General features: G+C 66.9%; 23 protein-coding genes. 12 read left to right on the top strand and 11 right to left on the bottom strand.

From position 1 onward, the window contains the following. Positions 1-21: 21 nt before the first annotated feature. Positions 22-948, bottom strand: coding sequence for a transaldolase (tal, locus tag FIV02_RS14660; protein WP_152489039.1), 927 nt, complete (start codon positions 946-948; stop codon positions 22-24). Between the two features lie 196 nt (positions 949-1,144). Here tal and FIV02_RS14655 point away from each other — a divergent pair, with 196 nt between their 5' ends. Further along, a complete protein-coding gene (locus tag FIV02_RS14655) occupies positions 1,145-1,471 on the top strand; it encodes a transcriptional repressor (protein WP_152489038.1) in 327 nt (108 codons plus the stop codon). Here the strand turns inward: FIV02_RS14655 and dusA are convergent. After that, positions 1,441-2,436: a tRNA dihydrouridine(20/20a) synthase DusA gene (dusA, locus tag FIV02_RS14650; protein WP_152489037.1), complete on the bottom strand. Its 996-nt coding sequence runs from the start codon at positions 2,434-2,436 to the stop codon at positions 1,441-1,443. The two genes, FIV02_RS14655 and dusA, sit on opposite strands and share 31 nt — an antisense overlap. A gap of 193 nt (positions 2,437-2,629) precedes the next feature. Between dusA and pqqF the strand changes: the two genes are divergently transcribed. The 4 genes from pqqF to nahK all read left to right on the top strand — a co-directional run bounded on the left by pqqF (position 2,630) and on the right by nahK (position 10,517). Continuing rightward, positions 2,630-5,011, top strand: coding sequence for a pyrroloquinoline quinone biosynthesis protein PqqF (gene pqqF, locus FIV02_RS14645; protein ID WP_152489036.1), 2,382 nt, complete (start codon positions 2,630-2,632; stop codon positions 5,009-5,011). A 313-nt stretch (positions 5,012-5,324) separates the two neighbouring features. Further along, positions 5,325-6,509, top strand: a complete 1,185-nt coding sequence (locus FIV02_RS14640; protein ID WP_047589428.1) for a porin — start codon at positions 5,325-5,327, stop codon at positions 6,507-6,509. A gap of 272 nt (positions 6,510-6,781) precedes the next feature. Continuing rightward, on the top strand, positions 6,782-7,945 hold the full coding sequence (gene nosP, locus FIV02_RS14635; protein WP_037050727.1) for a nitric oxide-sensing protein NosP: 1,164 nt from the start codon (positions 6,782-6,784) through the stop codon (positions 7,943-7,945). Then, complete coding sequence (gene nahK, locus FIV02_RS14630; RefSeq protein WP_172979161.1) at positions 7,875-10,517, top strand: hybrid sensor histidine kinase/response regulator NahK/ErcS'; 2,643 nt, start codon at positions 7,875-7,877, stop codon at positions 10,515-10,517. The genes nosP and nahK overlap by 71 nt, the downstream gene beginning before the upstream one ends. A gap of 231 nt (positions 10,518-10,748) precedes the next feature. Here nahK and FIV02_RS14625 read toward each other — a convergent pair whose 3' ends face one another. The 7 genes from FIV02_RS14625 to FIV02_RS14595 all read right to left on the bottom strand — a co-directional run bounded on the left by FIV02_RS14625 (position 10,749) and on the right by FIV02_RS14595 (position 16,546). Further along, positions 10,749-11,168, bottom strand: coding sequence for a GNAT family acetyltransferase (locus FIV02_RS14625; protein ID WP_047589423.1), 420 nt, complete (start codon positions 11,166-11,168; stop codon positions 10,749-10,751). A gap of 54 nt (positions 11,169-11,222) precedes the next feature. Then, complete coding sequence (locus FIV02_RS14620; protein WP_037057181.1) at positions 11,223-11,888, bottom strand: response regulator transcription factor; 666 nt, start codon at positions 11,886-11,888, stop codon at positions 11,223-11,225. 23 nt (positions 11,889-11,911) lie between these two features. After that, a complete protein-coding gene (locus tag FIV02_RS14615) occupies positions 11,912-12,487 on the bottom strand; it encodes a PQQ-dependent catabolism-associated CXXCW motif protein (protein ID WP_152489034.1) in 576 nt (191 codons plus the stop codon). A gap of 164 nt (positions 12,488-12,651) precedes the next feature. Then, entirely contained in the window at positions 12,652-13,443 is a 792-nt protein-coding gene (locus tag FIV02_RS14610) for an ABC transporter permease (RefSeq protein ID WP_152489033.1), read from the bottom strand. Then, positions 13,440-14,255, bottom strand: coding sequence for an ABC transporter ATP-binding protein (locus tag FIV02_RS14605; RefSeq protein ID WP_152489032.1), 816 nt, complete (start codon positions 14,253-14,255; stop codon positions 13,440-13,442). Before FIV02_RS14605 ends, FIV02_RS14610 begins: the two co-directional genes overlap by 4 nt. Next, the gene (locus tag FIV02_RS14600; protein WP_152489031.1) at positions 14,252-15,217 is read right to left on the bottom strand and encodes a YVTN family beta-propeller repeat protein; all 966 of its coding nucleotides are present in this window, start codon (positions 15,215-15,217) and stop codon (positions 14,252-14,254) included. The genes FIV02_RS14605 and FIV02_RS14600 overlap by 4 nt, the downstream gene beginning before the upstream one ends. A gap of 147 nt (positions 15,218-15,364) precedes the next feature. Further along, on the bottom strand, positions 15,365-16,546 hold the full coding sequence (locus FIV02_RS14595; RefSeq protein WP_152489030.1) for an ABC transporter substrate-binding protein: 1,182 nt from the start codon (positions 16,544-16,546) through the stop codon (positions 15,365-15,367). Positions 16,547-16,781: 235 nt separating this feature from the next. Here FIV02_RS14595 and FIV02_RS14590 point away from each other — a divergent pair, with 235 nt between their 5' ends. The 4 genes from FIV02_RS14590 (at position 16,782) to FIV02_RS14575 (ending at position 20,221) form a co-directional block, all read left to right on the top strand. Continuing rightward, entirely contained in the window at positions 16,782-17,219 is a 438-nt protein-coding gene (locus FIV02_RS14590) for a copper-binding protein (RefSeq protein ID WP_037057201.1), read from the top strand. Then, positions 17,220-18,485, top strand: a complete 1,266-nt coding sequence (locus tag FIV02_RS14585) for a sensor histidine kinase (RefSeq protein WP_152489029.1) — start codon at positions 17,220-17,222, stop codon at positions 18,483-18,485. It begins immediately after the preceding gene. After that, on the top strand, positions 18,482-19,132 hold the full coding sequence (locus tag FIV02_RS14580) for a response regulator transcription factor (protein ID WP_047589406.1): 651 nt from the start codon (positions 18,482-18,484) through the stop codon (positions 19,130-19,132). The genes FIV02_RS14585 and FIV02_RS14580 overlap by 4 nt, the downstream gene beginning before the upstream one ends. A gap of 162 nt (positions 19,133-19,294) precedes the next feature. Beyond that, the gene (locus FIV02_RS14575) at positions 19,295-20,221 is read left to right on the top strand and encodes an alpha/beta fold hydrolase (RefSeq protein WP_218571694.1); all 927 of its coding nucleotides are present in this window, start codon (positions 19,295-19,297) and stop codon (positions 20,219-20,221) included. A gap of 287 nt (positions 20,222-20,508) precedes the next feature. On the opposite strand, the gene FIV02_RS14570 is transcribed toward FIV02_RS14575, so the two are convergent. After that, positions 20,509-21,168, bottom strand: coding sequence for a pentapeptide repeat-containing protein (locus tag FIV02_RS14570; RefSeq protein ID WP_152489028.1), 660 nt, complete (start codon positions 21,166-21,168; stop codon positions 20,509-20,511). Positions 21,169-21,356: 188 nt separating this feature from the next. Further along, complete coding sequence (gene exaA, locus FIV02_RS14565; protein WP_152489027.1) at positions 21,357-23,219, bottom strand: quinoprotein ethanol dehydrogenase; 1,863 nt, start codon at positions 23,217-23,219, stop codon at positions 21,357-21,359. Positions 23,220-23,548: 329 nt separating this feature from the next. Between exaA and pedF the strand changes: the two genes are divergently transcribed. The 3 genes from pedF (at position 23,549) to FIV02_RS14550 (ending at position 25,698) form a co-directional block, all read left to right on the top strand. Beyond that, a complete protein-coding gene (gene pedF / locus FIV02_RS14560) occupies positions 23,549-23,968 on the top strand; it encodes a cytochrome c-550 PedF (RefSeq protein WP_037057218.1) in 420 nt (139 codons plus the stop codon). A gap of 91 nt (positions 23,969-24,059) precedes the next feature. Beyond that, a complete protein-coding gene (locus FIV02_RS14555) occupies positions 24,060-24,932 on the top strand; it encodes an ABC transporter substrate-binding protein (RefSeq protein WP_152490127.1) in 873 nt (290 codons plus the stop codon). A gap of 16 nt (positions 24,933-24,948) precedes the next feature. After that, positions 24,949-25,698, top strand: coding sequence for a quinoprotein dehydrogenase-associated SoxYZ-like carrier (locus FIV02_RS14550; RefSeq protein ID WP_152489026.1), 750 nt, complete (start codon positions 24,949-24,951; stop codon positions 25,696-25,698). Positions 25,699-25,772 lie beyond the last annotated feature (74 nt).

Below are 25,772 nucleotides of genomic sequence, written 5' to 3'. Positions count from 1 at the left end.
GCTGACGCCCCCCTTTTTCATTCAGGCCGTGGCAGTCAGCAGCGCCTCGAGCTTTTCCTGGTCGCGGGCGAACAGACGAATGCCCTCGGCCAGTTTCTCGGTGGCCATCGCGTCTTCGTTCAGCGCCCAGCGGAAGCCGCTCTGATCGAGACTCTGGCGCGGCTCGCCCGCTGCCCCCGGCGCCAGCTGGCGGCTCAGCTGGCCGTCGTCCTCGGCCAGTTTCTGCAGCAGCTCGGGGCTGATGGTCAGGCGGTCGCAGCCAGCCAGTGCTTCGATCTGGCCGAGGTTGCGGAAGCTCGCGCCCATCACCACCGTGTCATAGCCATTGTGCTTGTAGTAGTCGTAGATGCGGGTGACCGACTGCACGCCCGGGTCTTCACTGCCGACGAAGTCGCGGCCTTCGGCCTTCTTGTACCAGTCGTAGATGCGCCCCACGAACGGCGAGATGAGGAACACGCCGGCATCGGCGCAGGCCTGGGCCTGGGCGAAGGCGAACAGCAGGGTCAGGTTGGTCTGTACGCCCGCTTTCTCCAGGCGTTCGGCCGCGCGAATGCCTTCCCAGGTCGAAGCGATCTTGATCAGCACGCGTTCGCGGCCGATTCCCGCTTTTTCGTAGAGACCGATCAGGCGTTCGGCACGCTGCAGGGTGGCCTCGGTGTCGAATGACAGGCGTGCGTCGACCTCGGTCGAGATACGCCCCGGGATGACCTTGAGAATCTCCTGACCGACCGCGACGGCAAAGTGATCGCACGTCAGGCCCAGGTCCCCCTTGCCCGCGTTGACGGCCTGGCGCAGGAGGTTGGCATAGCGGGGCAAGGCCGCGGCCTTGAGCAGCAGCGACGGGTTGGTGGTGGCGTCCACCGGTTGCAGGCGAGCGATGGCGTCGAGGTCGCCGGTGTCAGCGACTACGGTGGTGAACTGCTTGAGTTGTTCCAGCTTGGAGGTCATGACGTGGCCTTGTCGTTGCGGATGGCATGACCTTACCCGAGGCGCTCCGGGCGCTCAACGGTCGGGTCACTGACAAAATTTACCTGCGTGGGATGCGCTTTTTGCTCGCTCGTTCGTCTTTATCTATACAGGCGTGGTAGAACGCCCCTGAGTCGGTGGAGTCCGACTTGTAACGAGCAGCCAAGGAACCCGAATTATGTCGACCCAGACCCAGCCCTCTCGTTCACTCGAAGGTGTGCCGGACACGCGCCAGTGTCGTGAATGGCTACAGGCGGTCGGGCTGCGCTTCAGCATGCCCCGGCTCAAGGTGGTGGAGGCGCTGTGCGTGGCGGATGAGGAGCAGGGCGTATCCGCCCGCGAGCTGCATCAGCAGCTATGTGACGCCGGCGAGCCGCTGTCCCTGGTCAGCGTGCGCCAGGTCCTGCGGCGCATGGAAGACAACGGCATGGTCCGGGCGACAGGGCGCAGCCGCTATCGCCTGGTGACACCGGCTCAGTGTCCGCGCAGCAGTTCGGCTGCCTGATCGAGCAGGCCCAGCGGGTCCTGGACCTTGTTCAGGTCGGTCGACAGCAACTGGCGGAAGCGGCGTGCGCCAGGAAAGCCCTGGGCCAGGCCGAGTACGTGACGGCTGATGTGGTGCAGGGTGCCGCCATCGCGCAGGTGTTGCTCCACGTAGGGACGCATGGCGAGCAGGGCGTCCAGGCGCGTGATGCCATTGCCTGGCGCGCCGAACAGGCGCTGGTCGACCTGCGCCAGCAGGAAGGGGTTGTGATAGGCCTCGCGGCCGAGCATCACGCCATCGAACGTTTGCAGGTGCTGCTCGCATTCCTCCAGGGTCTTGATGCCGCCATTGAGGACGATCTCGAGGTCGGGGAAGTCCTGCTTGAGCTGGGCGGCGATGTCGTAGCGCAGCGGCGGAATCTCGCGGTTCTCCTTGGGCGACAGGCCTTCGAGGATGGCGATGCGCGCGTGCACGGTGAAGCTGCGGCAGCCGGCATCACGCACCTGGCCGACGAAGTCGCACAGCTCGGCATAGCTGTCGCGACCATTGATGCCGATGCGGTGCTTCACCGTCACCGGGATGCTCACGGCATCCTGCATGGCCTTCACGCAGTCCGCCACCAGCGCCGGGTGGCCCATCAGGCAGGCGCCGATCATGTTGTTCTGCACCCGGTCGCTGGGGCAGCCGACGTTCAGGTTCACCTCGTCATAGCCGTGTTCTTCGGCCATCTTCGCGCAGGTCGCCAGGTCCTGCGGGTTGCTGCCACCCAGTTGCAGGGCCAGTGGGTGTTCGCACTCGCTGTAGCGCAGGAAGCGCTCGCGATCACCGTGGATCAGCGCACCTGTCGTCACCATCTCGGTGTAGAGCAGGGCATGGCGCGACAGCTGGCGCAGGAAGTAGCGGCAGTGACGGTCCGTCCAGTCCATCATCGGTGCCACGGAGAAGCGGCGGGACAGGGGAGCTGGCTGGTTGGATTCCTGGGACATGGCGACGTTGTAACGGGTTGGCAAAAAACGGGCGCGTATTCTAACAGCAAGCCCATCTATGACGGAGGGCTGTCGTCGACTTTCCTGCTGCCAGCATCTGCGACCAAAGTGCTGGCCTGGCTGGTCCAAAGCAGCATGGCTGGGCCATGGCGCCTGAGGCACGCTCGGCGACAAGCTGCACCGAGATCAGCCAATGCCCCACTCCCATCTGGTTTCCCGTCATCTGACCAACGGCGCACAGCTATGCGTGCAGCGGCAGCCCTGGGCGCAGCGCGTCGGCTTGTGCCTGCGGGTGGCGGCCGGCAGCCATGACGAGCCGCCGGAGTACCCCGGCCTGGCGCACTTTCTCGAGCACCTGCTGTTTCTCGGCAGCCGCGATTACCCGGGCGAGCAGGGGCTGATGGCCTTCGCCCAGCGCCATGGCGGCCTGGTCAATGCCTCGACCCGGGCGCGGCATACGGATTTCGTCTGCGAGCTACCGGCCGCGCAACTGCAGCCGGCGCTGGCCCGCCTGCTGGATATGCTCTGCTGGCCGCTGCTGGAGAGCGAGGCGCAGCTGCGCGAGCGCGACGTGCTGCATGCCGAGTACCAGGCACGCAGCCAGGATGGCGACAGTCGCATCGATCACGCACTGGGGCAGGCACTGGCCGCCGGGCATCGCTGTGGCGAGTTCCTGGCCGGGGATCGCCGTACCCTGGCCGTGGAGTCGCCGCATTTTCAGCAGGCGCTGCGGGCGCACCATCGGCGCTACTTCCGGGCCGGGTGCATGTGCCTGACCCTGGTCGGGCCACAACCTGCGGAACAGTTGCTGGCCATCGCCGAGACCTTGCTCGGGGCGCTGCCAGGGGGCGAGGGCGGCGCCGGTTCCGCGTCGCCGGCCGACCTCCTGCCGCTGCGCGCAACGCGCTTGTGTTTGCAGCAGGCGCGCCCTGCGCTGCACCTGGGGCTTGCTGCGCAACTCGCTGCCGGTAGCTGTGAGGTCGCCCTGACGCTGTTGCTGGACGCGCTGCATGACCCTGCGCCCGGGGGCCTGCTGGCGGCGCTGCGGGAACGGCGGCTGTGCCGGCAATTGCAGGCGCGGGTGCTGTACCAGCACGCGGGGCAGTGCCTGCTGCGCCTCGACCTTGCCGGCGCCACGGCGGAGCAGGGCGGCGTCCTGCGCGCCGTCGTGCAGGATTGGGCCGCGCACCTGCAGGGCCATGCGTACTGGCCGTCGCGCCTGCAGCATCAGCAACAGGCAGCCGCTCTCCGGTCGCTCGGCCTCGGGCCGCTGGCGCTGGCTCAACACCTGCAGACGCCCGCGCAGGATGACGACCAGACGCTGCGAGACCTGAACGCTCTGCTGGCGGCCCTGGCGCAGGGTGACGGTCTGTTCGAACTGCACTGCGGCGACCAGGCGCAGCCAAGTTGGCCCGCCATCGGCCTGGATCTGCCGTTGCGGGCACTGGCGGAGCGATCGCCAGTGCCGGCACCAGCGTACACATGGCAACTGTCCTGCGATGAGCCGCTGCTGGCTGGCGCCAGCGCGGCAGCGGCCGTTCTGCCGGTGGCGAAGCTGCGACATCATCCGGGGCAGGCCGAGGGCGGCCCCGCCGCTCTCTGCTGGCGCGGCCCCTGTTCGGCGACGGCAGACGTGGCGGCCCTGGAGGTCACCCTGCAAGCACGCAGCGCCGATCTGCGCTGGCGCGGCGAGCGGCTTGGCATCGGCAGCCAGTTGAGCGTGCAGGCCTCCGGCTGGAGCCTGGAGCTGCATGGGCCCGCAGCGCTGTTGCCTGCATTCAGTGGCCTGCTGCTGCCGGTGTTGCTGGCGCCGCTGGATGAGCTGGCCGAACCGGAGGCACAGGGCCTGCTGCTGCGTGATCTGTTGCAGCGCCTGCCGCAGCTGTGCGAGCTGCCCGCTGCACCCCGGCTGCAAGGGTTGAGCGTCGGCCTGGCGGACGCCGGGCAGGCGCAGCTGGCCGGGCTGTGCGCGGCCGTCGAGCCGCTGCCGGACATGCCGCCATGCACGGATGCGGCGCGAGGTCTCGACTGGCAGCGCCTGGCGCAGCCGGGTGCGGATGCGGCGTTGCTACTGTTCTGTCCGCTGCCTGCCCGCGATGCACGCACCGAGGCGGCCTGGCGCCTGCTCGGGCAGGTGCTGCAGGGGCGTTTCTACCGGCGCCTGCGGGGCGAGCTGCAGCTGGGCTATGCCTTGTTCGCCGGCTTTCGCCAGGTCCAGGGCTGCCGCGGCTTGCTGTTCGCCCTGCAGTCTCCGTGCTGCGATGCGCCAGGCATCTTTGCCCATATCCGCGCGTTTCTCGATGAGCAATGCCAGTCGCTCGCCGCACTGGACGACGCGGCGCTGTCCGCTGAGCGCGATGCATTGCAGCTGGCGCTGGCCCCGGCCACCACCAACCGGGCACGCGCCGAGCAACTGTGGCAGCTGCACCTGGCCGGGCTGCCCGAGGCGCACCCGCAAAGGCTGCAGCGGGCAATGGCCGCCTTGACGCCCCGCGATCTGCTGCGCGCGCACCGGCACCTGCTGCGCGCCGATGACTGGCGTGTGCTGGCCAGTGGAGCCGCGACGCCGGTCTAGGCTGCGCCCGTTTTTCCCTCTCCCTATCGAACCCGTGGCCGCTCGGCGAGCCCCGGGCGTTTCCCGTGCCTGCGTTCGCCGCGCCTGGCAGACGCCGTGCGCCGTCGTTCTACATCCAAGGGCTGGCGGGTACTACGACCTTTCTCCCGCTACCGGTAGCAGGCTGGTCGCGAGCCGCCTGAAGCGGGCCGGTCACTCCAGGCCAAAGCAGCAGGCAAACGCTGCCAAGGCAGCGTATGGCCGTCAGGGCGCGCTTTCGATAATCGCCTCCGACACGACCGCCCTGGCGGTCGCCACTCAAGCGGAGAGCGTTATGCACAACAACAAGATCGCCATCACTCGACTTCTGCCCCTGACCCTGGCCACCGCCGTCGCCCTGGCGACCGCGCAGCAGGCTGCCGCCGAGATCGTCCTGTACGACCAGGACGACACCACTTTCTCCACCGACGGTTATATCAACGCCTTCTACGTCAACAGCGACGTGGATCGCGATGGCGACCAGTTCGACCGCCGTCAGTCACGGGTGAAGATGGGCTTCCTGCCCAACTGGATCGGTTTCAACTTCGGCAAGCAGATCGATGACCTCAAGCTGACCGGGCGCTCGTCCTTCTGGGTCACCATCAACGACAGCGAAACCAACGGCACCGATACCGCCATCGACGTTCGCCAGTTCTACGGCACCGTCTCCAACCCGGAATGGGGCGAGGTGCTGGTGGGCAAGGACTTCGGCCTGTTCTCGCGCTCCAACATCTTCCTCGACGAACTGCTGGCCGGCTACGGCAACGTCTCCGACACCCTGGGCCTGGTGGACGGCAATGGCGTGTCCTTCGGCAACATCGGCACCGGCTACCCGTACCCCTTCCCGACTTCGCAGATCACCTACCGCAACAACAACCTGGCCGAGGGCCTGCGCGTGGCGGTGGGCATCATGGACCCGGTGGACACCAACGACGACAGCGCCACCGGCAAGGCCTACCAGGAGAACCCCCGTTTCGAGTCCGAGGTCAGCTACCAGTTCGAGGTCGGCGGCTCGACCATCTACACCTGGATCAACGGCGCCTACCAGACCTCCGAGAACACCGACGACACCGTCGACACTGTGACCTCCAAGGGCCTCGGTTATGGTGTGCAGGCCAAGTTCGGCGGTCTGTCGCTGACCGGTTCCGGCTTCCAGGCCAAGGGCATCAACCCGTTCTTCACCAACAACCTGGGCGAGCCGACCCTGCGTGACATCGACAGCGATGGCTACCTGCTGCAGGGCTCCTACAGCTGGGGCAAGAACCGCCTGGCGCTGTCCTACGGCAAGACCGAGGACGATGGCAACGGCCTGGGCGTGGCGGCTGACTACGAGACCCGTGGCATCGCCTACTTCCGCACCATCAACGACAACCTCAAGCTGGTCGCCGAGTACAACCAGTACCAGATCGATGCCGCCGCCGGCAGCGGCCTGAACGAGGACACCGACACCTTCGCCGTGGGTGCGGTACTCAGCTGGTAACGCGCAGCGTTCGAGGCCGGGCAGGGGGCGACCCCGTCCGGCCTTTTACCGTCTGTGGCTGCTGCATATCCCTGGCCCTGTAGCCCGGATGAAATCCGGGGCGTTTTCCGGTGCACATCCCGGATTTCATCCGGGCCACGTCGCGGCTGCATGGCTGCTGTGCAAGGCGCACCCTACCTAGGAAGGCCCGATCCAGTACTCAAGTAGCATGGGGTGGGCAACCTGCGCTTCGTAGAATTTCCACTCGATCAGTAGGTGCATTGGGGCGTGGTATGGCCTTGGAACAGTCGCAAGGGGTGCTCAGGGCGGTATCCAGCACGAAGGACGTGGAACTGGCGGCCCAGGAACTGGCGCGCCAGCTGATTCATCCCTATCTGGGCTTCGTGCTGTTCTTCTGCTCGGCCGAATACGACCTCGACGGCCTCGGCCAGGCGCTGGAGGCGCACTTCGGCGGTGTCAGCCTGGTCGGCTGCACCAGCGCCGGCGAGATCACCCCGCAGGGCTACGACCGGGGCTGTGTGGTGGCGCTGGGCTTCGACCTGCGCTGCTTCTCCATCGCCAGTGCGCTGATCGATGAGATGGAGCGCTTCAACCTGCTCGACGCGCAGCACCTGGTGGACGGCCTGGTCAAGGACTGCCGCAGCAACGAGCTGGCCTCGATCAAGGGCCACAGCTTCGCCCTGACCCTGCTCGATGGCCTGTCCAGCCGTGAGGAACTGGTGCTCGGCGCGCTCAGCGCGGCGCTCGGCAGCATCCCGCACTTCGGCGGTTCGGCGGGCGACGACAACCACCTGACGCATACCCACGTCTATCACGGCGGGCGTTTCCACAGTGGCGCGGCGGTGGTGGTGCTGTTCAACACCTGGCTGGATTTCGAGGTGTTCAGCACCCACCACATCCAGCCCAGCGGCGACAAGCTGGTGGTCACCCGTGCCGACAGCACCAGTCGCCGGGTCTACGAACTCAACGCGATGCCCGCCGCGCAGGAGTACGCCGACCTGATCGGCGTTCCGCTCGATGCCCTCGATCACCGGGTGTTCGCCGCCTATCCGCTGGCGGTGCGCATCAGCGATCACTACTACGTGCGCTCCATCCAGCAGGTGCACGACGACCTCAGCCTGACGTTCTACTGCGCGGTGGAGAACGGCATCGTCCTCACCGCCATGCATCCCGGCCCGTTGCTGCCCAACCTGGAGCAGCTGTTCGCCGGGCTCGAACAGCGCCTGGGGCCGCTGCTGCTGACCATCGGTTGCGACTGTTTCCTGCGGCGCCTGGAAATCGAGAACGACGGCGGCGTCGAGTCGGTCGCCACGCTGCTGCGCCAGCAGGGGGTGATCGGTTTCAACACCTACGGAGAGCAGTTCAATGGCATGCACATCAATCAGACCTTCACCGGTGTCGCCATTGGCCGACCTGTCGGGCGTGGCGAGCGCTGATCTGCAGGCCCTCTGTGCGGCCCTGGAGCAGGAGAACGCCAAGCTCAGGCGCATCAACGCGGCGCTGATCGAACGGGTGGAGTCGATCCACTCCCGGGGTGACGACGCCTACGCGGCGTTCCAGCATTCGGTGGTGCTGTCGGAGCAGGTGCGCGAACGCACCGACGCGCTGAACCAGGCGATGGCCGAACTGAAGTCGAGCAACCAGTTGCTCAGTGACGCGCGCCTGCGTGCCGAGACCGCCCACCAGCACCTGATCGACGCCATCGAGAGCATTTCCGACGCCTTCGTACTGTTCGACGATCGCCAGCGCATCGTGCTGTTCAACAGCCGCTTCAAGGCCCTGTGGGCACGCAGCCGGGCGCGCATCGGCACCGGTACGCGGCTGGAGGAGATTCGCCGCCTGAGCCGCAGCACCGGGCTGGTGGTGGAAGCGCAACTGGGCCGCGAGGGCGAGCCGAGCCTGTTCCGCCTGCAGGACGGGCGCTGGGTCCAGGTCAGCGAGCGGCCGACCCGTGAGGGCGGGCTGGTGATCCTCTACACCGATATCACCGAGGTGAAACAGAGCGAAGCGCTGCGCCGCGAGCAGGCGCTGGCGCAGAAGTCCCGCCTGCTGCAGCGGGCGGTCGACAATCTGTCGCAGGGCATGGCCATGGTCAATGCCGAAGGGGCGCTGGAGCTGTGGAATCACCGCTTCCTCGAACTCTGCGGCCTGGCACCGATCAATGCCCACCGGCCGTTCGCCGAGGTCATGGCCGAGAGCGAGCTGGAGCCGCTGACCCCGGAAAGCCGCGACGCCAATGGCAAGTTGTTGCGCCAGGTGGAAGTGCGCCTGTTCGATGGACGCATGCTCGAGGTGCGCACCCATCCGCTGCCCACCGGCGGCTTCGTCAACAGCTTCACCGATATCACCGAGCGCCATCGGCAGGCGCAGGCGCTGTGCGAGAGCGAGCGCTGGATCCGCCTGATCACCGACCACGTCCCGGCGCTGATCGCCTACCTGTCCGCCGATCTGGTCTACGAGTTCACCAACAAGGTCTACGAGGAGTGGTACTGCTGGCCGCGCGGCGCCATGCTCGGCCAGAGCCTGCGCGAGGTGCACAGCGAGGAGCACTGCCAGCGCCTGGAGCCCTACGTGGAGCTGGCGCTGTCCGGCGAGAGCGTGACCTTCGAGTTCGCCGAGACCAACCACAGTGGCCAGGAGCGCTACATGCTGCGCTCCTACGTGCCCAATCGCCTGGCCAGCGGCGAGGTGGTGGGGATCTTCGTGCTGATCCGCGACATCACCGAGCGCCGGCGTACCGCCGAGGCGCTGCACCAGGCCTATCAGCACCTGGAGCAGCGTGTCCGCGAACGGACCACCGAGCTGACCACGGTCAATGACCAGCTGCGCCGCGAGATCGACGAGCGCACGCAGATGGAGGCGCGCCTGCGCGAGGCCAAGGGCGAGGCGGAGCGGGCCAACCTGTCCAAGACCAAGTTTCTCGCGGCGGTCAGCCATGACCTGTTGCAGCCGCTCAACGCCGCCCGGCTGTTCACCAGCGCGCTGCTGGAGAAGCCGGATCTCTCCGGCTGCGAGCCGCTGGTGCGCAACGTCAGCAACTCGCTGGAGGATGTCGAGAGCCTGCTGGGCACGCTGGTGGACATATCCAAGCTCGATGCCGGGGTGATCAAGCCGGATATCGCGCCCTTCGCCGTCAGCGAGCTGCTGGAGAACCTGGCCACCGAATACCGCCAGGTCGCCGGCAGCGAGGGGCTGCGCCTGGATTACCTGCCCAGCTCGGCGCTGGTGCGCAGTGACGTGCAGCTGCTGGCGCGGATACTGCGCAACTTCCTCAGCAACGCCATCCGCTACACCGCCAGCGGGCGCGTGCTGCTCGGCTGCCGGCGGCGTGGCAACAGCCTGTCCATCGAGGTCTGGGACAGCGGTATCGGCATTCCTGCGGACAAGCTCGGCGAGATATTCCAGGAGTTCAAGCGCGGCGATACGGTGCAGCGCAAGCAGGATCGCGGGCTCGGCCTGGGGCTGGCCATCGTCGACAAGATCTCGCGCATGCTCGGCCATCGCATCCGCGTGGCCTCGCAGCAGGGCCGTGGCTCGATGTTCGCCGTGGAGGTGCCGCTGACCCGCCGGGCGCCGCGCGTGCGCGCCGTGCAGGACAGCCCGGATCAGCTGATCGAGCGCCTCAGCGGCGCCCGGGTGTGGGTGCTGGATAACGACGCGGCGATCTGCGCCGGCATGCGTACCCTGCTCGAAGGCTGGGGTTGTCGCGTGGTTACCGCACTGTCCGAGGAAGACCTGGCGCGCCAGGTGGACAACTACCACGCCGAGGCCGACCTGCTGATCGCCGACTACCACCTCGACGACGAACGCAACGGCGTCGATGCCGTGGCGCAGATCAACGCCAGGCGCAGCGCGCCGCTGCCGGCGCTGATGATCACCGCCAACTACAGCAACGAACTCAAGCAGCAGATGCGCGAGCTTGGCCACAGTCTGCTGCACAAGCCGGTGCGGCCGATGAAGCTGAAGACGGCGATGAGTCACCTGATGGAGCGCGGGGCAGGGGCTTGAACGCGGGCCATACCCGCAGGGCGCTGCCTGCTCAGCGGGCAGATTTCCAGGTCGTGAGTCGCAATCGGACGGTATGTGTAGGAGCCGGCTTGCCGGCGATCAGGCCACGGATACATGGATCGCCCGCAAGCGGTCTCCTACGACAAGCAGAGCCGTAGGGTGGATGTCGCCTTTTACATCCACCGCAGCGGTGGATCGGTGAAGCGCGATCCACCCTACGACTGCGTGTGATCAATCATCCGCGATCAGGCGCTTGCCCAGGCTCACCGAGGCATCGACCTGGTAGCCAAGCCGCTCGTAGAAGGCCAGCGCGGCGGCGTTGGTGTCGCGCACCTGCAGGCTCAGTTTGGGGCAGCCCATGGCCAGCAGCAGCGTCTCGATATGGGCCATCAGCTGGCGCGCCAGGCCGCGCTGGCGCTGCTGCGGGCAGACCGCCAGGTAGTTGACCCAGCCACGATGGCCTTCGTAGCCGGCCATCGCCGAGGCCACCAGGGTGCCGTCGATCTCGCCGACCAGAAACAGCTCGGGCTGCACCTGCAGCTTGCGCTGGATGTCCTTGTACGGATCGTTCCAGGGGCGAGTCAGGTCGCAGCGTTGCCAGAGGTCGACGACGGCGGCTTCGTCGCTCGGTTGAAAGGGGCGGATGAGCATGGCGGACTCCCGTGAATGAGGCCGCCGTTTTAGCACAAGCGGATGACGCTGGCGCTAGCGTCGCAGGTAGGAGGCGAAGTCGATGTCGCCGGCCGAGAGAATCGCCTGCACCCGGTTGTGCACGCCCAGCTTGCGCAGGATGGCCGAGACATGCGCCTTCACCGTGGTCTCGGCGATATCCAGGCTGTAGGCGATCTGCTTGTTGGACTCGCCCTTGGTCATGCGCTCGAGCACCAGCAGCTGCTTGCGCGTCAGGGCCTGCAACAGTTCCGGCGGAATGCTGTGGTTGTCGTGATGCGGGCGCGAGCTGCCGCTCTTCTGCGAGCGGATGATGTCCGGCGGCAGGTAGACGTTGCCGTCGAGAATCTGCGCGATGGCGTCGGTCATCTGCGCCCGTGGCGAGGACTTGGTGATGAAACCCACCGCACCATAGGTGATGGCCTGCAGCACGATTTGCTTGTCCTGTTCGGCGGAGACGATCACCACCGGAATGGTCGGCGCCTCGTTGCGCAGGTTCATCAGCCCGCCCAGGCCGTGCATGCCGGGCATGTTCAGGTCGAGCAGGATCAGGTCCAGGTCGTCGTGGTTCTGGGTCAGCTCCAGGGCGCTGTCCAGGTCGGCGGTTTCCATGATCTCGCTACCGGGAAAGCCGTCGGCGATGACGTTATGGATGGCTTCACGAAACAGCGGATGGTCGTCGGCAATCAGAATCTTGTACATGGCCTTGCACCTCGTTGTTGTGATTATGGGGTGGCGGTGGGCGTGAGGAAAGCAGCAGGCAGTTCGGCAGGTTGCGCCGGCACCAGGGGCAGGCCGGCCTGCTCCCAGGCGTCGATGCCGTCACGGTACCAGTAGAGCTGGCGGTAGCCCAGGGCATGGGCGCGGCGCGCGGCGTTCCAGCTCAGCCAGCAGTCGGAGCGGCAGTAGAATGCCAGCGGGTGCTGCTGGTCGCCGCCGCTGGCCTGCTGCAGGTAGTGGGCGAAGTAGCGCTGCCACTGGGGCGCGAGGTTGCCATCGCCGGCATTGGCCAGCCACAGGCTGCCGGGGAGGTTGGCGTGGGGCGCATCCTCGATGAAGCGACTCTGCAACCAGGGGCGTCGATAGACGTCGATCAGCGTGGTTCGTGGTTGCTCGGCCAGCAGCCGCTGCAGGGCCGGGGTGTCGAGCGTCTGCGCGCCTTGCAGCTGTTCCGGCGTGGGGCTGCGGTACTGCGCGCTGCGGTAGCCGTCTGCGTCGAACAGCTCGTCGGACTGCACCAGGCAGACCAGCAGCAGCGAGGCAAGCATCAGGCCTGCACGCAAAGGCAGACGGTACTTCATGGCAAGGTCTCTACTTATAGTTGTCCCGGTATTACAGGCCATGGTCGCAGGCTTGGGAATTCTACGTTGGAGAGGAAAACCAGTACCAAAGTAGTAGAAAGGCCTGGCGGAGCGGCGGCCGAATGCCCGTGGCAGGCGCCAACCGCTCGGGCTGGCGCGCCGTTTCAGCCGGCCTTGCGCAGGGCGGCATGCTGCGGATTGAAGGTGAGCAGGGCGAGCAGTGTCAGCACCAGGCTCAGGCCGATGCAGATCAGCAGTGCCTCCACCTGCAGGCGCAGGTACAGGGCGTTGCGCACCAGCTCCACGGCGTGTGTGAAGGGGTTGAACGCGCACAGCCAGTACAGCCACTCGCTGGACTCGCGCATCTTCCACAGCGGGTAGAGCGCGGACGACAGGAAGAACATGGGGAAGATGACGAAGTTCATCACCCCGGCGAAGTTCTCCAGCTGGCGTATGCCATTGGACAGCAGCAGCCCCAGCGCGCTGAGCAGCAGCGCCACCAGCAGCAGCGCCGGCAGGGCGGCGAGCAGGCCCCAGGCCGGTGGTTGCACGCCGTAGACCCAGGCGATGGCGAGGAAGGCGTACACCTGCAGCAGCGAGATCAGCGCCGTGGCCAGCAGCTTGGCCACCAGCAGGAAGGCGCGTGGCAGCGGGCTGGTGAGCAGCACGCGCATGCTGCCCATCTCGCGGTCGTAGACCATCGACAGCGACCCCTGCATGCCGTTGAACAGCAGGATCATGCAGGCCAGGCCCGGCACGATGTAGGTGTCGTAGGTGATGTAGGTGTCGTAGGGCTCGATGATGGCGATGCCCAGCGCCGCACGAAAGCCGGCGGCGAACACCAGCAGCCAGAGCAACGGACGCACCAGGGCGCTGAGAAAACGCGAGCGCTGCAGGACGAAACGCAGCCATTCGCGTAGCACGATGCCGCGCAGGCATTGCCAGTAGGCGCTCATGCTTGCGGCTCCTCGGTGGGATGTTCGCGGCTGAAGCCGCTCCTGCGGGCCTGGGGATCCAGGTTCGCTCGCAGCGCCTCGCGCACATGGCCACGGCCGAGGGCTTCATCGCCGGTCAGGCGGGCGAAGCTGATGGCCAGGTCATCACCCAGTTGGCCGGCCTTGCCCCAGGCCACGCGCTGGCCGTGATGGAGGATCAGCAAGTCGTCGGAGGGCTCGACCTCGTCGAGCAGATGGGTCGTCCACAGCACGCACAGGCCCTGTTCGCGGCACAGGTTGCGCACGTGCCTGCCCAGCGCCAGGCGGCTGGCCGGGTCGAGCCCGGCGCTGGCCTCGTCGAGCAGCAACAGGCGCGGCTGATGGAGCAGGGCACGGGCGATCTCCACCCGGCGCCGATGGCCGCCATTGAGGGTGCGCACCTTGTCGTGGCGGCGTTCGCCGAGATCCTGGCGCAGCAGCTCCTCTTCGATGCGTGCCTGTGCCTCGCGTCGTGGCATGCCGTGCAGGGCGGCGTGGTAGGCGAGGTTCTGCTGCACCGAGAGGTCGAGGTCCAGCGTGCTCTGCTGGAACACCACGCCCAGCTGGCGCAGCGCCTGGCGCGGGGCGTGGCGCAGGCTGTGGCCGAAGATGCGGATGTCGCCTTGTTGCAGGTCGTACAGGCGAGTGAGCAGGGCGATCAGCGTGGATTTGCCGGCGCCGTTGGGGCCGAGCAGGGCGCCGAAGCGGCCGGGCGCCAGTTCGAAGGTCAGCTCGTCGAGCGCCCGGCGGGCGCCGTAGGCGAAGCCGAGCGCCTCCACCGCCAGTGCCGTCATGGCGTCACCACCACGCCCCAGGGATAACGGCCGACCTTGATCGACTTGGTCACCTTGAGGCTGTCGACGTCGATCACCGAGACATCGCCACTGACGCCATTGGTGGTCAGCAGGCGCTTCTGGTCCGGCGTGAACTCCAGGTGCCAGACACGCCGGCCTACCAGCAGATAGTCGAGAATCTCGTAGCTTCTGGCGTCCACGACCGCGACGTGATTGGCCGGGCCCAGGGCGATGAAGGCGTACTTGCCATCGTCGCTGAGCTTGACCCCGACCGGCTGCACCTTGTCCGGGTGCACGCCCTTGATGGCGAAGTTGAGCACCTTGAGCACCTGGCGCGAGTCCACGTCGAGCACCGTTACCGTGCCGCCGATCTCGGCCGAGGCCCACAGGCGCTTGCCGTCCTTGTCGAACTCGACATGGCGCGGGCGCTGGTCGACCAGGGTGTTGTCCACCAGTTGCTGGGTGCTGGTGTCGATCCAGTGCAGCATGTTGGTGGTCTCGCTGGTGTTGACCGCCCACTTGCCGTCCGGGCTGACGGCCATGCCTTCGGGCTCCACGCCCACGTCGATCTGCGCCAGTACCTCGTCGCTCCGGGCGTCGACCACGGTGACCAGCGCATCGTCCTCGTTGGAGATGTACAGCCAGCGGTCGTTGGGGTGCAGGGCGAACTGCTCGGGGTCGGCGCCGGAGGGCAGCTCCTTGATGATCTTGCGCGTGGCCAGGTCCATCACCTGCACGCGATCCGAGTCGCTGGCGCAGATGTACAGCAGCCTGTTGTCGGAGGACAGCAGCAAGCCGCGCGGGCGCATGCCCACCTCCAGCGTGGCGCTGACTTCCAGGCTGTCCAGGTCGATCACGCTGATGCTGTCGTCCTTTTCGTTGGACACGTAGGCAGTGGCGGCCAGGGCCGAATGGCAGGCCAGGCCGAAGGCGACGGCGCAGGCGAGGCGGGTCAGGCGCATGGGAGTGATCCTCTTGTTGTAGTTGTTGGCGGAGTCCTGCTTCTGTGGGGGGCTTCAGCCGCGACAGCCGCCGTTGAAGCCCCTCCCACAGGTGTTCTGAGCCCGCTTGTGGGCGATACCTGGCGATGATCGCCGGCAAGCCGGCTCCTACAGAGGCGTGCCTGCCAGATCGCACTTCACTTCCGGGCGGTCGTAGCCGAGGCTGTCCATCTCGTTGTTCGGGTGCAGGAAGCCGTCCTGTGGCGAGGTGCTGACCAGCGCGCGGGGGTGTACCAGCGGGATCGGTTGGCGCAGTTCGCCGTTCCACGGTCGGAAGCTCAGCTTGCGTCCCTTGAAACCGTCCAGCGGCAGCTCGGCGGACAGCGCCAGGCGGCGGATGGCCCCGGGCTCGCTGGCGCGCAGCCTGGTCACGGCGGCGGCGATGCTGCGCACGGCCATCCAGGCGGCGAAATCGCGGTCGTTCATCCAGCGCCCGGCCAGCGCCTCGAAGCGCTTCTGCAGCTGCGCGGCGCCGAAGGTTTCCACCGTCTTGTGCCAGGCGGTCGGCGTCAGCCCCTGAGTACCGGCCACCGGGCGCGGGTACCAGGTGTTGTAGGGCAGGTACTCGCCGAAGTCGCCGCGCTCGTCGGCCACCAGCACCACGTCGTACTCGGTGGCCTGGGTGAACAGCGGCATGTCGGCCTGGGCGCTGCGCCGCTGGTCGTTGTCGAAGCTCCACGGCTTCTCGGCGACGATGCGGTGGCCGAAGCGCTTGGCGGCGCGCCTGAGCGCAGCGGCGTAGGCGCGGTCGTCTTCGCTGCTGCCGGTCACCAGCAGCCAGCGCGTCCATTTGCGCACGGCGAGAAACTGCGCCAGGGCGTCGGCGAGCATGGCGCGACTGGGCAGGGTATGCAGCACGTTGCCGAGACATTGCTCGCGGCGCAGCCTGTCATCGGCGCTGCCGGCATTGAGCAGCAGGCTGTCCGGCAGGCGCTGGCTGAGCTGGCGCAGGGTGTCGGCGGGGGCGTTGACCACGAACAGGCGAATGCCGGCCTGGTGCTGCTGTTCGGCGGCGGCGAGCAGCGCCTGCGCCGTGTCGAGTTCGGCGCTTTGCAGTTCGAAGTGCTGCTTGAGGAAACGGCCGGTGCTGTTGCTGTCGATGATCGCCAGTTCGGCGCCACGGCGCCCCGCATCGCTCGGTTCGGGGATCACGTTGGACAGCAACGGGCCGCGTGGAGGCTGGTACGCCAGGTAGCCGATGCGCACCTGCAGCGCGTTCGCTGCGACGGCGCTCAGCGAGCCGCAGAGGGCGGCGAGGCAGAACAGCAGGCGGCAACTGATGCGGTGCATGGGGCGACTCCGGCAGAGGATGTCGCCAGCATAGGAAGCGTCACCGCTGCGGGATATATGCCCAAGGTAGCGACGTACACGTACGAAGGTCGTAGTTCGTCACGCCAGTCCGCACCGGCCATGCGCGGGAAACCTGGCCAAAGTAGCAGGCGTCCGCTACCAAGGTAGTAGAACGGTGCGGGCCATTGCTTCTTAGCATGGCGGGCAACGACCCATAACAATAACGGTGCCTGCCATGCGAACGTTCAAAGCCCTGCTGCTGCCCCTGCTGCTGATCATCAGCCTGCTCGGTGTCGACCAGCTGCACGCCGCCGGTGATCTGACCCGCCGCCCGGTGGCGCTGCCTGACCTGGTGCTGGGCAACGATGACAGCGACTACTTCATGTCGCAGAACGAATACCAGCTGGAGACGGGCCAGGCCTACCAGCTGCGGATCGTCTCCAACGGGCAGAAGGAATACGCCTTCCAGGCACCGGAGTTCGCCACGTCCATCTACCTGCGCAAGGTCGAGGCCGGTGGCGTCGAGGTCAAGGCGGTGACCCTGACCGAGCTGGAGTTCGAGGACGCCGGCGAGGCGGAGATCTTCTTCGTGCCGGTCAAGCCAGGTAAGTTCCGCTTCTATGCCAAGGGCCTGGAAGGCAAGGGCATGCTCGGTCACTTCGTGATCAAGTAGATGACCGCGCTCGGCCGCATCAACCTGTGCGTCAGCCTGCTGTTCATGCTGGTGACCCTGGCCGGCCTGGCGCTGCTGCTGCGTCAGGCCAGCCATGACGTGCAGCGCGAGCTGCAGGCCGCCGAGGCGGTGCTGGAGTACCTGGGCGAGGTGGCGCGCAGCAACCCCGACAGTCTGCGCCCCGAGCTGACCGAGAACCTGCGGCATATCCGCGTGAGCTGGCTGCAGCCCGGCGAGCGGCCCAGGCAGCAGAGCGAGAGCCTGGTCGAGCACTGGATCGCCGAGCGCCTGCTGGGCTCGGCACTGTTGCTGGCCGACAGCTGGCCGCTGGCCGATGGGCGCCGGCTGCGTATCGCCCTCGATCCCTATGACGAGATCGAGGAAATCTACGATTCGCTGCTGCAACTGCTGCTGCTCAGCACCTTCGCCCTGATCCTCTGCCTGCTCAGCATCCGCTTCGCCGTGCGCCGTGGCCTGCGCGTACTGGACGAGCTGTTCACCGGCCTGCGTGAGGTCGGCGCCGGCCATTTCGACACCCGCCTGCAGAGCCACGGCATTGCCGAGGCGCAGCGTCTGGCCGGGCACTTCAACGACATGGCGACCACCTTGCAGCAGGTCCAGGCGGACAACGCCGAGCTGACCCAGGCGCTGCTGGAGTTGCAGGAGCGCGAGCGCGCCCGTCTCGGCCAGACCCTGCACGATGACCTGGGCCAGTACCTCAGCGGTATCCGCGCCCAGGCCTGCCTGCTCAAGGTGGTTGCCGACCGGCCCTTGCAGGTGCAGGACACCGCGCGCCTGCTGGACGGCAACTGCGAGCGCCTGCAGCAGGGCTTTCGCAGCCTGATCCGCGATCTCTATCCGGTGGTGCTGGAGCGCATGGAGCTTGGCGTGGCGCTGCAGCAACTGGCCGTCGACTGGCAGCAGGCGCACGGCATCCGCTGCCGGCTGGTGCTGGGGGCGCACCTGCCCAGCCTGCCGCTGGCGAGCAAGGCGCACCTGTATCGCCTGGTGCAGGAGGCGCTGACCAACGTCGCCCGGCACGCCGAGGCCAGCGAAGTGCGCATTCGCCTGCAACGACGCGGCCAGGGCTTGCGCCTGCTGGTCCGCGACGATGGCCGTGGCACCACGTTGCCATTGCGCCCCGGTATCGGCCTGCGCTCGATGCGAGAACGCAGCCGCAGCCTCGGTGCCGAACTGCGCCTGTACAGCCGACCGCAGGCAGGCTGGGCGGTGTGCCTGAAGATTCCCCTGGAGGCGAGGCGATGAAAGTGCTGCTGGTGGACGACCATGCCGTGGTGCGCCAGGGTTACGCCAGCCTGTTGCGCGCCCTGTTGCCGGAGGTGCAGCTGCGCGAGGCCTGCGATGGCGAGCAGGCCTTGCAGCGCGTGCAGGAGGAGATCCCGAACTTGGTGATCATGGACATCGGTCTGCCTGGCATCAGCGGCCTGGAAACCACCCGGCGCCTGCGCCAGCGTCTGCCGCAGCTGCGCATCCTGTTCTTCAGCATGCATGACGAGCTGCCCCTGGTGCGCCAGGCGCTGGATGCCGGCGCCATCGGCTACCTGACCAAGAACTCGTCGCCGGACGTGCTGGTGGAGGCGGTCCGGCGCACCGCCGCCGGCCACGCCTACATCGAGCAGCAACTGGCCACCCAGCTGGCCTGCAACCCCGCCAGCGCAGGTGGGATTGACCCGCGCCTGCGCGAACTGACCCAGCGCGAGTTCGAGATCTTCGTCATGCTCGCCCGTGGCCTGCCGCCTCGGCAGATCGCCGAGAAGCTGTGCATCAGCGCCAAGACCCTGTCCAACTACCAGACCCTGGTGAAGAACAAGCTGCAGATCGGCTCGCAGGCCGAACTGGTGCACCTGGCCATCGACAGTGGGGTGGTGCGGGTGGGCATGGAGAGCGCCTGAGATCGCCCCAGCGGAAATCCCGTGCAATCGATCGGCTCGGCACGAGGCCGCGATCCGGTGTAGATTCCGCGGCAGACTCAGGAGGCCTCGTCTGCTGCAACGCGGCGGACCCCGATCCGGCCGTGATGGCACGAGGCGCGCTCGACAATCAGGGAGATAGCCATGAACAAAGGGATACCTGTCGCACTCTGCATGCTGGCGTTGGCGGCGAGCGGCGGCGCTTCTGCAGCCGGGAGCGCTGCGTTGCCGCGCCAGGATGGTTCATCCATCACCTACTACCTGGATGGCAACGGCAGTCGGACCTTGCTGGTGCTGATGCAGGGCTCGGACTGCAACAGCGTGGCGCACAATCCAGTCATCAACGAGCAGTTTTCCACCTTGCTCGAGGGGGCCGATGTCCTGACGGTGGAGAAATACGGGCTTACCCGCGCGACTGCCTGGAACCCGGCGGGGGACAGCCCCGACTGCCCCGAGTCGTACTTCAGCCATGATTCGCCGGAGCAGAGAACCCGTGACTACCTGCAGGTGATCGACGCCCTGGCCGGGCAGCACGGCTATGAGCAGCTGGTGCTGCTGGGGGGCAGTGAAGGCGCGGTGGTGGCGGCGCTGGTCGCTTCTCGGCGCGAGGACGTCAGCGCGCTGGTGACCCTCAACGGGGGTGGCCGGTTCTTTCACGACGACGTTCTGTACAGCATGGCTCGCGAGCTTCCTCCGGCGGCACTCGACGAGGCCAGGGCCGGGTTCCTGGGGTTCCGGGACAGCGTGATGAACGCCGAGACGATGGACCTGCGGATGAGTGGCCACGGTTTTCGCTGGTGGAAGAGCATGTTCAGCCTCGACCAGCGCGCCACCTTGCAGCAGGTCGAGGCGCCGTTGCTGATCGTCCAGGCGGAGCGCGACGAAAGTGTGTCGCCTGGCCTGGCGCGCGAGCAGGCGGAGCAGCTGCGCGAGGGCAAGAGCAACGTCGATTTCCTGCTGGTCGAGAACGTCGACCACAAGTTCAGGGACGACGCCGGCGAGAGCCGCACCGACGCCGTGATCGCGTCCGTCCGGGGCTGGCTCGGCCAGCAGCGAGTTGCCCGGAACTAGCCTGGCCAACGCTGGATGAAGAAAGCGTCATCCAGCGCACGCAACGGGTAGGGTGGACAACGCGAAGCTTGTCCAGCTTGGCCTGCATCGTGTCACACCTCGACCCCAGCCCTCGGGACGCCACGCCCCGACCGTTACCAGAGTGCACCGCTGAGGCTGGCATTCTCCAGCAGTCGGTCCAGACAACGGTATCTTTAGCGGTGGATGAAGAAAGCGTCATCCACCCTACGCATGGGTAGGGTGGACAACGCGAAGCTTGTCCACCTTGGCCGGCATCGCGGCACGCCTCAATCCCAGCCTTTCGGGCAGGCCACGCACCCCGGCATGTTGGCGCCCTGGAAGTTGCCGAAGCGCACCCGTGCGCCGCTGAGGTTGGCATTCTCCAGGTTGGAGCCGCCGAGCTTCACTTCCTGCAAGTTGGCATCTTCGAGGTGCGCGCCCTTGAGGTCGGCCTTGCTCAGCCAGGTCATTTCCAGGTTGGCCGCCTGCAGTTGCACGTCGTGCAGCTTGGCCCCGGAAAGACGGGCGAACTCCAGGTTGGCGGCGCGCATGTCGGCGCCTTCGAATTGCGCGGCCTGGGCGAACAGGCCCCAGCCACCGATGGCCACCAGGCTGGCGCCGGAGAGGTCGGCCAGACGCAGGTTGCTCTGCTGCAGGCTGGCGCGGTTGAGGTTGGCGCCGCGCAGAGTGGCTTTTTCCAGATTGGCCAGGTCGAGGTTGACGTGGCGCAGGTCCGCGCCGGACAGGTCGGCACCGGAGAGATCCATGTGGCGCATGTCCAGGTTGCGCAGGTCGGCCCCGCGCAGGTTGGCGTTGGGGCATTTGCTCTCGGGTTCGATGCGGCAGCCGTTGATCAGTGGCACGCCGTCGCTTTCGCTCTCGGCGCCGATGGCGTGGCTGCCGAGCACCAGCAGCAGGGCTGGGACGAGCAGGGGCAGGTGGTTCATGGCGGGTCCTCGGATGAATTGATGGGGGAGGCGGTCGCGGCTAAAGCCCCTCCCACAGGCGGTGCGCCTGGTGTGTAGTCTGGGTGGAGCGGAGCGAACCCCAGGCAAGGCGCTGAATCGCAATGCCGCCCAGCCACTCCTACGAGTAAGGGCCTGGCGCACCGCGAAGTACGCCAGGCCTGTTGCCGTCAGCGTTGGGCGCTGGCCTTGTCCCAGCTGGGCAGCTTGAACACCCAGAAGGAGCCGCCCTGGGCCACCGGCTTGGTCAGCTCGGCCATGTCGCCACCCCACAGCGGAACCGCGCCGCCGTAGCCGGCAGTCACGCCGATGTACTGCTCGCCGTCCTGCTCCCAGGTGATGGGCGGGGAGATGATTCCGGTGCCGACCTGGAACTTCCACAGCTCCTTGCCGTTCTTGGCGTCGAAGGCCTTGAAGTAGCCGTCGCCGGTGCCGGTGAACACCAGGTTGCCCCTGGTCGCGAGCACGCCAGCCCACAGCGGCAGGCGCTCCTTGTGTTCCCAGGCGACCTTGCCGGTGGTCGGGTTCATGGCGCGCAGGATGCCGACGTGATCGTCATACAGGCGCTTGATGCGGAAGCCCATGCCCAGGTAGGCGGAGCCCTTCTTGTAGTGTGCTTCCTCGGCCCAGTAGTCCTCCTTCCAGTGGTTGGCCGGCACGTAGAACAGGCCGGTGTCCTGGCTGTAGGCCATGGGGTTCCAGTTCTTGCCGCCGAGGAAGGGGGGCGAGACCTCGACCACGGCACCCTTGGTTTCGCCGGCTTTCGGCTTGGGCGGACGCTGGCCTTCGTTCTCCACCGGGCGCCCGGTCTTCAGGTCGATGTGGCTGGCCCAGGTGATCTTGTCGACGAAGGGGAAGGCGTTCTTCAGCTTGCCGTTGGCGCGGTCGACCACGTAGAAGAAGCCGTTGCGGTCGGCGTGCGCGGTGGCCTTGGTGACCTTGCCGTCCTTGTCCTTGTAGTCGAACAGCACCAGTTCGTTGTTGCCGGAGAAGTCCCAGGCATCGTTCGGCGTGTGCTGGTAGAACCACTTCACCTCACCGGTGGTGGGGTCGACGCCGACCTGGCCGGAGGTGTACAGGCTGTCGTAGTCGTGCGGGTTGCCGCCGTCGCTGGTGCGTGCCCAGCCGTTCCACGGTGCCGGGTTGCCGGCGCCGATGATGATGGTGTTGGTTTCGGCATCGAAACTGGCGCTCTGCCACGGCGCGCCGCCACCCTGGCTCCAGGCTGCCTTCTTGCCGGTCGGGTGGTTGGGGTCATCCGGCCAGCTGGGGGCTTTCACGTCGCCGGTCGGGGTGCTGTCCTGGCCATTGAGACGGCCCATGTGGCCTTCGACGAACGGGCGCATCCAGACTTCCTCGCCGCTGTCGGGGTCGCGGGCGAACAGGCGGCCGACCACGCCGAACTCGTCACCGGAGCTGCCGTGGATCAGCAGTACCTTGCCGGTCTTCTGGTCCTTCACGAGGGTCGGGGCGCCGGTCATGGTGTAGCCGGCGGAGTGATCGCCGAACTTCTTGTTCCACACCACCTTGCCGGTGTCCTTGTTCAGCGCCACGACGCGCGCGTCGAGGGTGCCGAAGTAGATCTTGTCGCCATAGATGGCGGCGCCACGGTTGACCACGTCGCAGCACGGGCGGATGTCGTCGGGCAGGCGGTGGCTGTAGGTCCACAGGCGCTTGCCGGTCTTGGCGTCCAGGGCGAATACCCGCGAGTAGGAGCCGGTCACGTAGACCACGCCGTCGTGGATGATGGCCTGGGACTCCTGGCCGCGCTGCTTCTCGTCACCGAAGGAGTAGCTCCAGGCCGGGGTCAGCTTGAACACGTTGTCGGCGTTCACCTGGGCCAGCGGGCTCCAGCGCTGGGCGTTGGTGCCCATGCCGTACTGCAGCACGTTGCTGGTGGTGCTGTGGTCGTTGGCGATGTCGTCCCAGGTGACCGGCTTGGCCAGTGCAGCCTGGCTCAGCGCCAGGCCACCCGCCAGCATCAGGGCAAGCGCCAGGGGGCGTGGGGTGCTGGGTAGGTTTGTTGTTGTCATCGTTGTGCTTCCCATTGGAGGTGGTAGGTCGCCGCAGTGGCACCGCAAGAACGCGGTTCTGGAGATGCCCTGCAGAGGCAAGCCGATGGTGGAACCCGGCCACCTGCGCGCCTACGGAAAAACTCCCGCCTTTGCCGGGAGGATTTCCCGGTCGGCACATGACTTGGCCTTGCTGCCAAGGCACTGGCAGAACCCCCACCCAAGCCCTACTACCAAGGGACTAGGACGCGACCACCAAAGCAGCATTCGGTGCTCTGCGCGGCCTTTCTAAGATGGTCGCCACGAGCTCTGAACGGGCTGTCTTGCGTGCATTAGATGAGGTCCTAGCCATGAACAAGAAGATCCACTCCACCCTGGCGCTGCTGTTGCTCGCCGCATCGACCAACCTCTGGGCGCATGGCGATGTGGTCCCGCAGGCGGTCAATACCGACGGACTGGAGCCGCTGGGTGAGGAATGGCTGGACGAAAATCCTTATCGCGATAATCCGCGGGCGATCGAGATCGGCTCCTCGGCGTACAACCAGAACTGCGCCGCGTGCCATGGCCTGGAGGCCAAATCCGGCGGCATCGCCCCGGACCTGCGTCTGCTGGAACTGGGTGCCACGGGTGACGAGTGGTTCAAGGAGCGCGTGATCAACGGTGCGGTGCGCGATGGCCGCGTGTACATGCCGAAGATGGCCGACTACCTCAGCCAGGAGGCGCTGTGGGCGGTGCGCAGCTACCTGGAGAGCGTGCACGTCGAGGAGTGAGAGGCGGATGATCGATCTCCTGCACTCGGCCTCGCGCACTGCAGCGCGACTCGCTTGCGTACGCGGCGATGCCGGCATGATCGCAGTGGGCGTGCGCCGGCTGATTCTCCTGTGCGGCCTGCTGCTGCCACTGGGGGCGGCCCAGGCGCAGGTGCGTGACTACGACCGCATTCAGGAGGAGGGCGTGCTGCGGGTCGCGCTGTACCAGAACTTTCCGCCCTACAGCTTCGAGCAGGACGGCCAGCCGCGTGGCGTCGACTACGAGCTGGTCAAGGCATTGGCCGAGGGCCTGGGCCTGAAGCTGCAGGTGACCTGGGCGCCGCCAGGGGAGAAGCTCGACGACGACCTGCGCGATTACATCTGGCGTGGCCGGGTCACCGCGCAGGGGCAGCTGGCCGACCTGATGATGCGCGTGCCCTATGACCGCGAGTTCGCCCAGCTGCGCAACGAGCTGGGTGAGCTGGTCAACGAGCGCGTGGTGATGTTCGGTCACTATCAGCGCGAACGCTGGCAGCTCGCCTACGACCGGCGCCGCCTGGCCGAGGTGCCGAGCATCAATGCGCTGCAGAACCATCCCGTGGGCGTGGAAGTCGACAGCGTGCCGTCGTTCTACCTCAGCTCGGTGCGCGATGGCTTGCTGCGCTCGCAGGCGCGTCACTATCCGTCGCCGAGCCTGGCGTTCGCCGCCATGCGCACTGGCGAGGTGGACGCGGTGATGGCCCTGCGGGGCGAAGTGGACTGGCTGCTGCATGAGGCGGGCGATACGCAACTGGCGCTGGCCGACAACGCCTACCCGGACATGGGACGGCAGATCTGGGACGTCGGCATGGCGGTGCATGAGAGCAACCGGCAGCTGGCCTATGCCCTGGAAGAGCAACTGGAGAAGCTGATTCTCGATGGCTCGGTCGAGCGCCTGTATGCGCACTACGGCCTGCGCTACGAGAAGCCTGAATCCTATCAATGACGGGCGGAGGTGGACGATGGATTGGCGTAGCCTGGTGATGCTGGCCCTGTTCGCCTGGGCCTGGGAGGTGCGGGCGGCTGCGCCCGATCCGGTCACCTCGGTGATGTGGGACTACTACCATCAGCGTCTGCTCGAGGGGCAGCCCTTCGTCTTCGACGAGCGGATACGCCTCGAGGTGCCGCCGTTCGCCGAGGATGCCCGCCAGGTGCCGATCCGCATCGACGCCAGCGCCTACCGCGGCAAGGTCAGGCGCATCCTGGCCTGGGCCGAGCTCAACCCGATCCCGCGCATTCTCGACTTCAGCCCCGGCAAGCAACTGGAACCGAGCCTGGCCATTCGTATCCGCGTCGAGCAGGCCACGCCGATCCGCGCGGCGGTGCTCACCGAGGATGGCATCTGGCATGTCGGCTCGGCCCGTATCGAAGCCGCTGGCGGGGGCTGCACGGCGCCCAGCGTGGTGCGTGCCGAAGCCGGCTGGGAGGAGCGCCTCGGCCAGGTGCTGGGCAAGCGCTTCGTGCGTGGCGAGGACAGCCGCCTGCGCCTGCAGGTCTCGCACCCGATGGATAACGGCCTGGTCGGCGGCATCCCCGAGTTCTACATCGAGCAGGCCGAACTGCGCAGCGCCGATGGCCAGGTGCTGGGGCGCCTCGAGCTGTTTCCGGCGGTCAGCGAGAACCCGACGCTGACCTTCGACCTGCGCGGTGACCAGCCTGCCGAGCTGTGGCTGCGCGACAACAACGGCAACGAGTTCCAGGCGGCGTTCTGAGCACGGCGGCTTGCCACATGCACAACCATTTTGGGGCACGTCCAGAACCGCAGGTGGTTCCTGAGGTGTCCACC

Source organism: Pseudomonas sp. THAF187a (genome assembly GCF_009363395.1).
In the GTDB taxonomy this organism is placed as follows: Bacteria; Pseudomonadota; Gammaproteobacteria; order Pseudomonadales; family Pseudomonadaceae; genus Aquipseudomonas; species Aquipseudomonas khazarica.
Note: the sequence above shows the minus strand (reverse complement) of the source record. Positions and strands in the feature narration are given on the sequence as shown.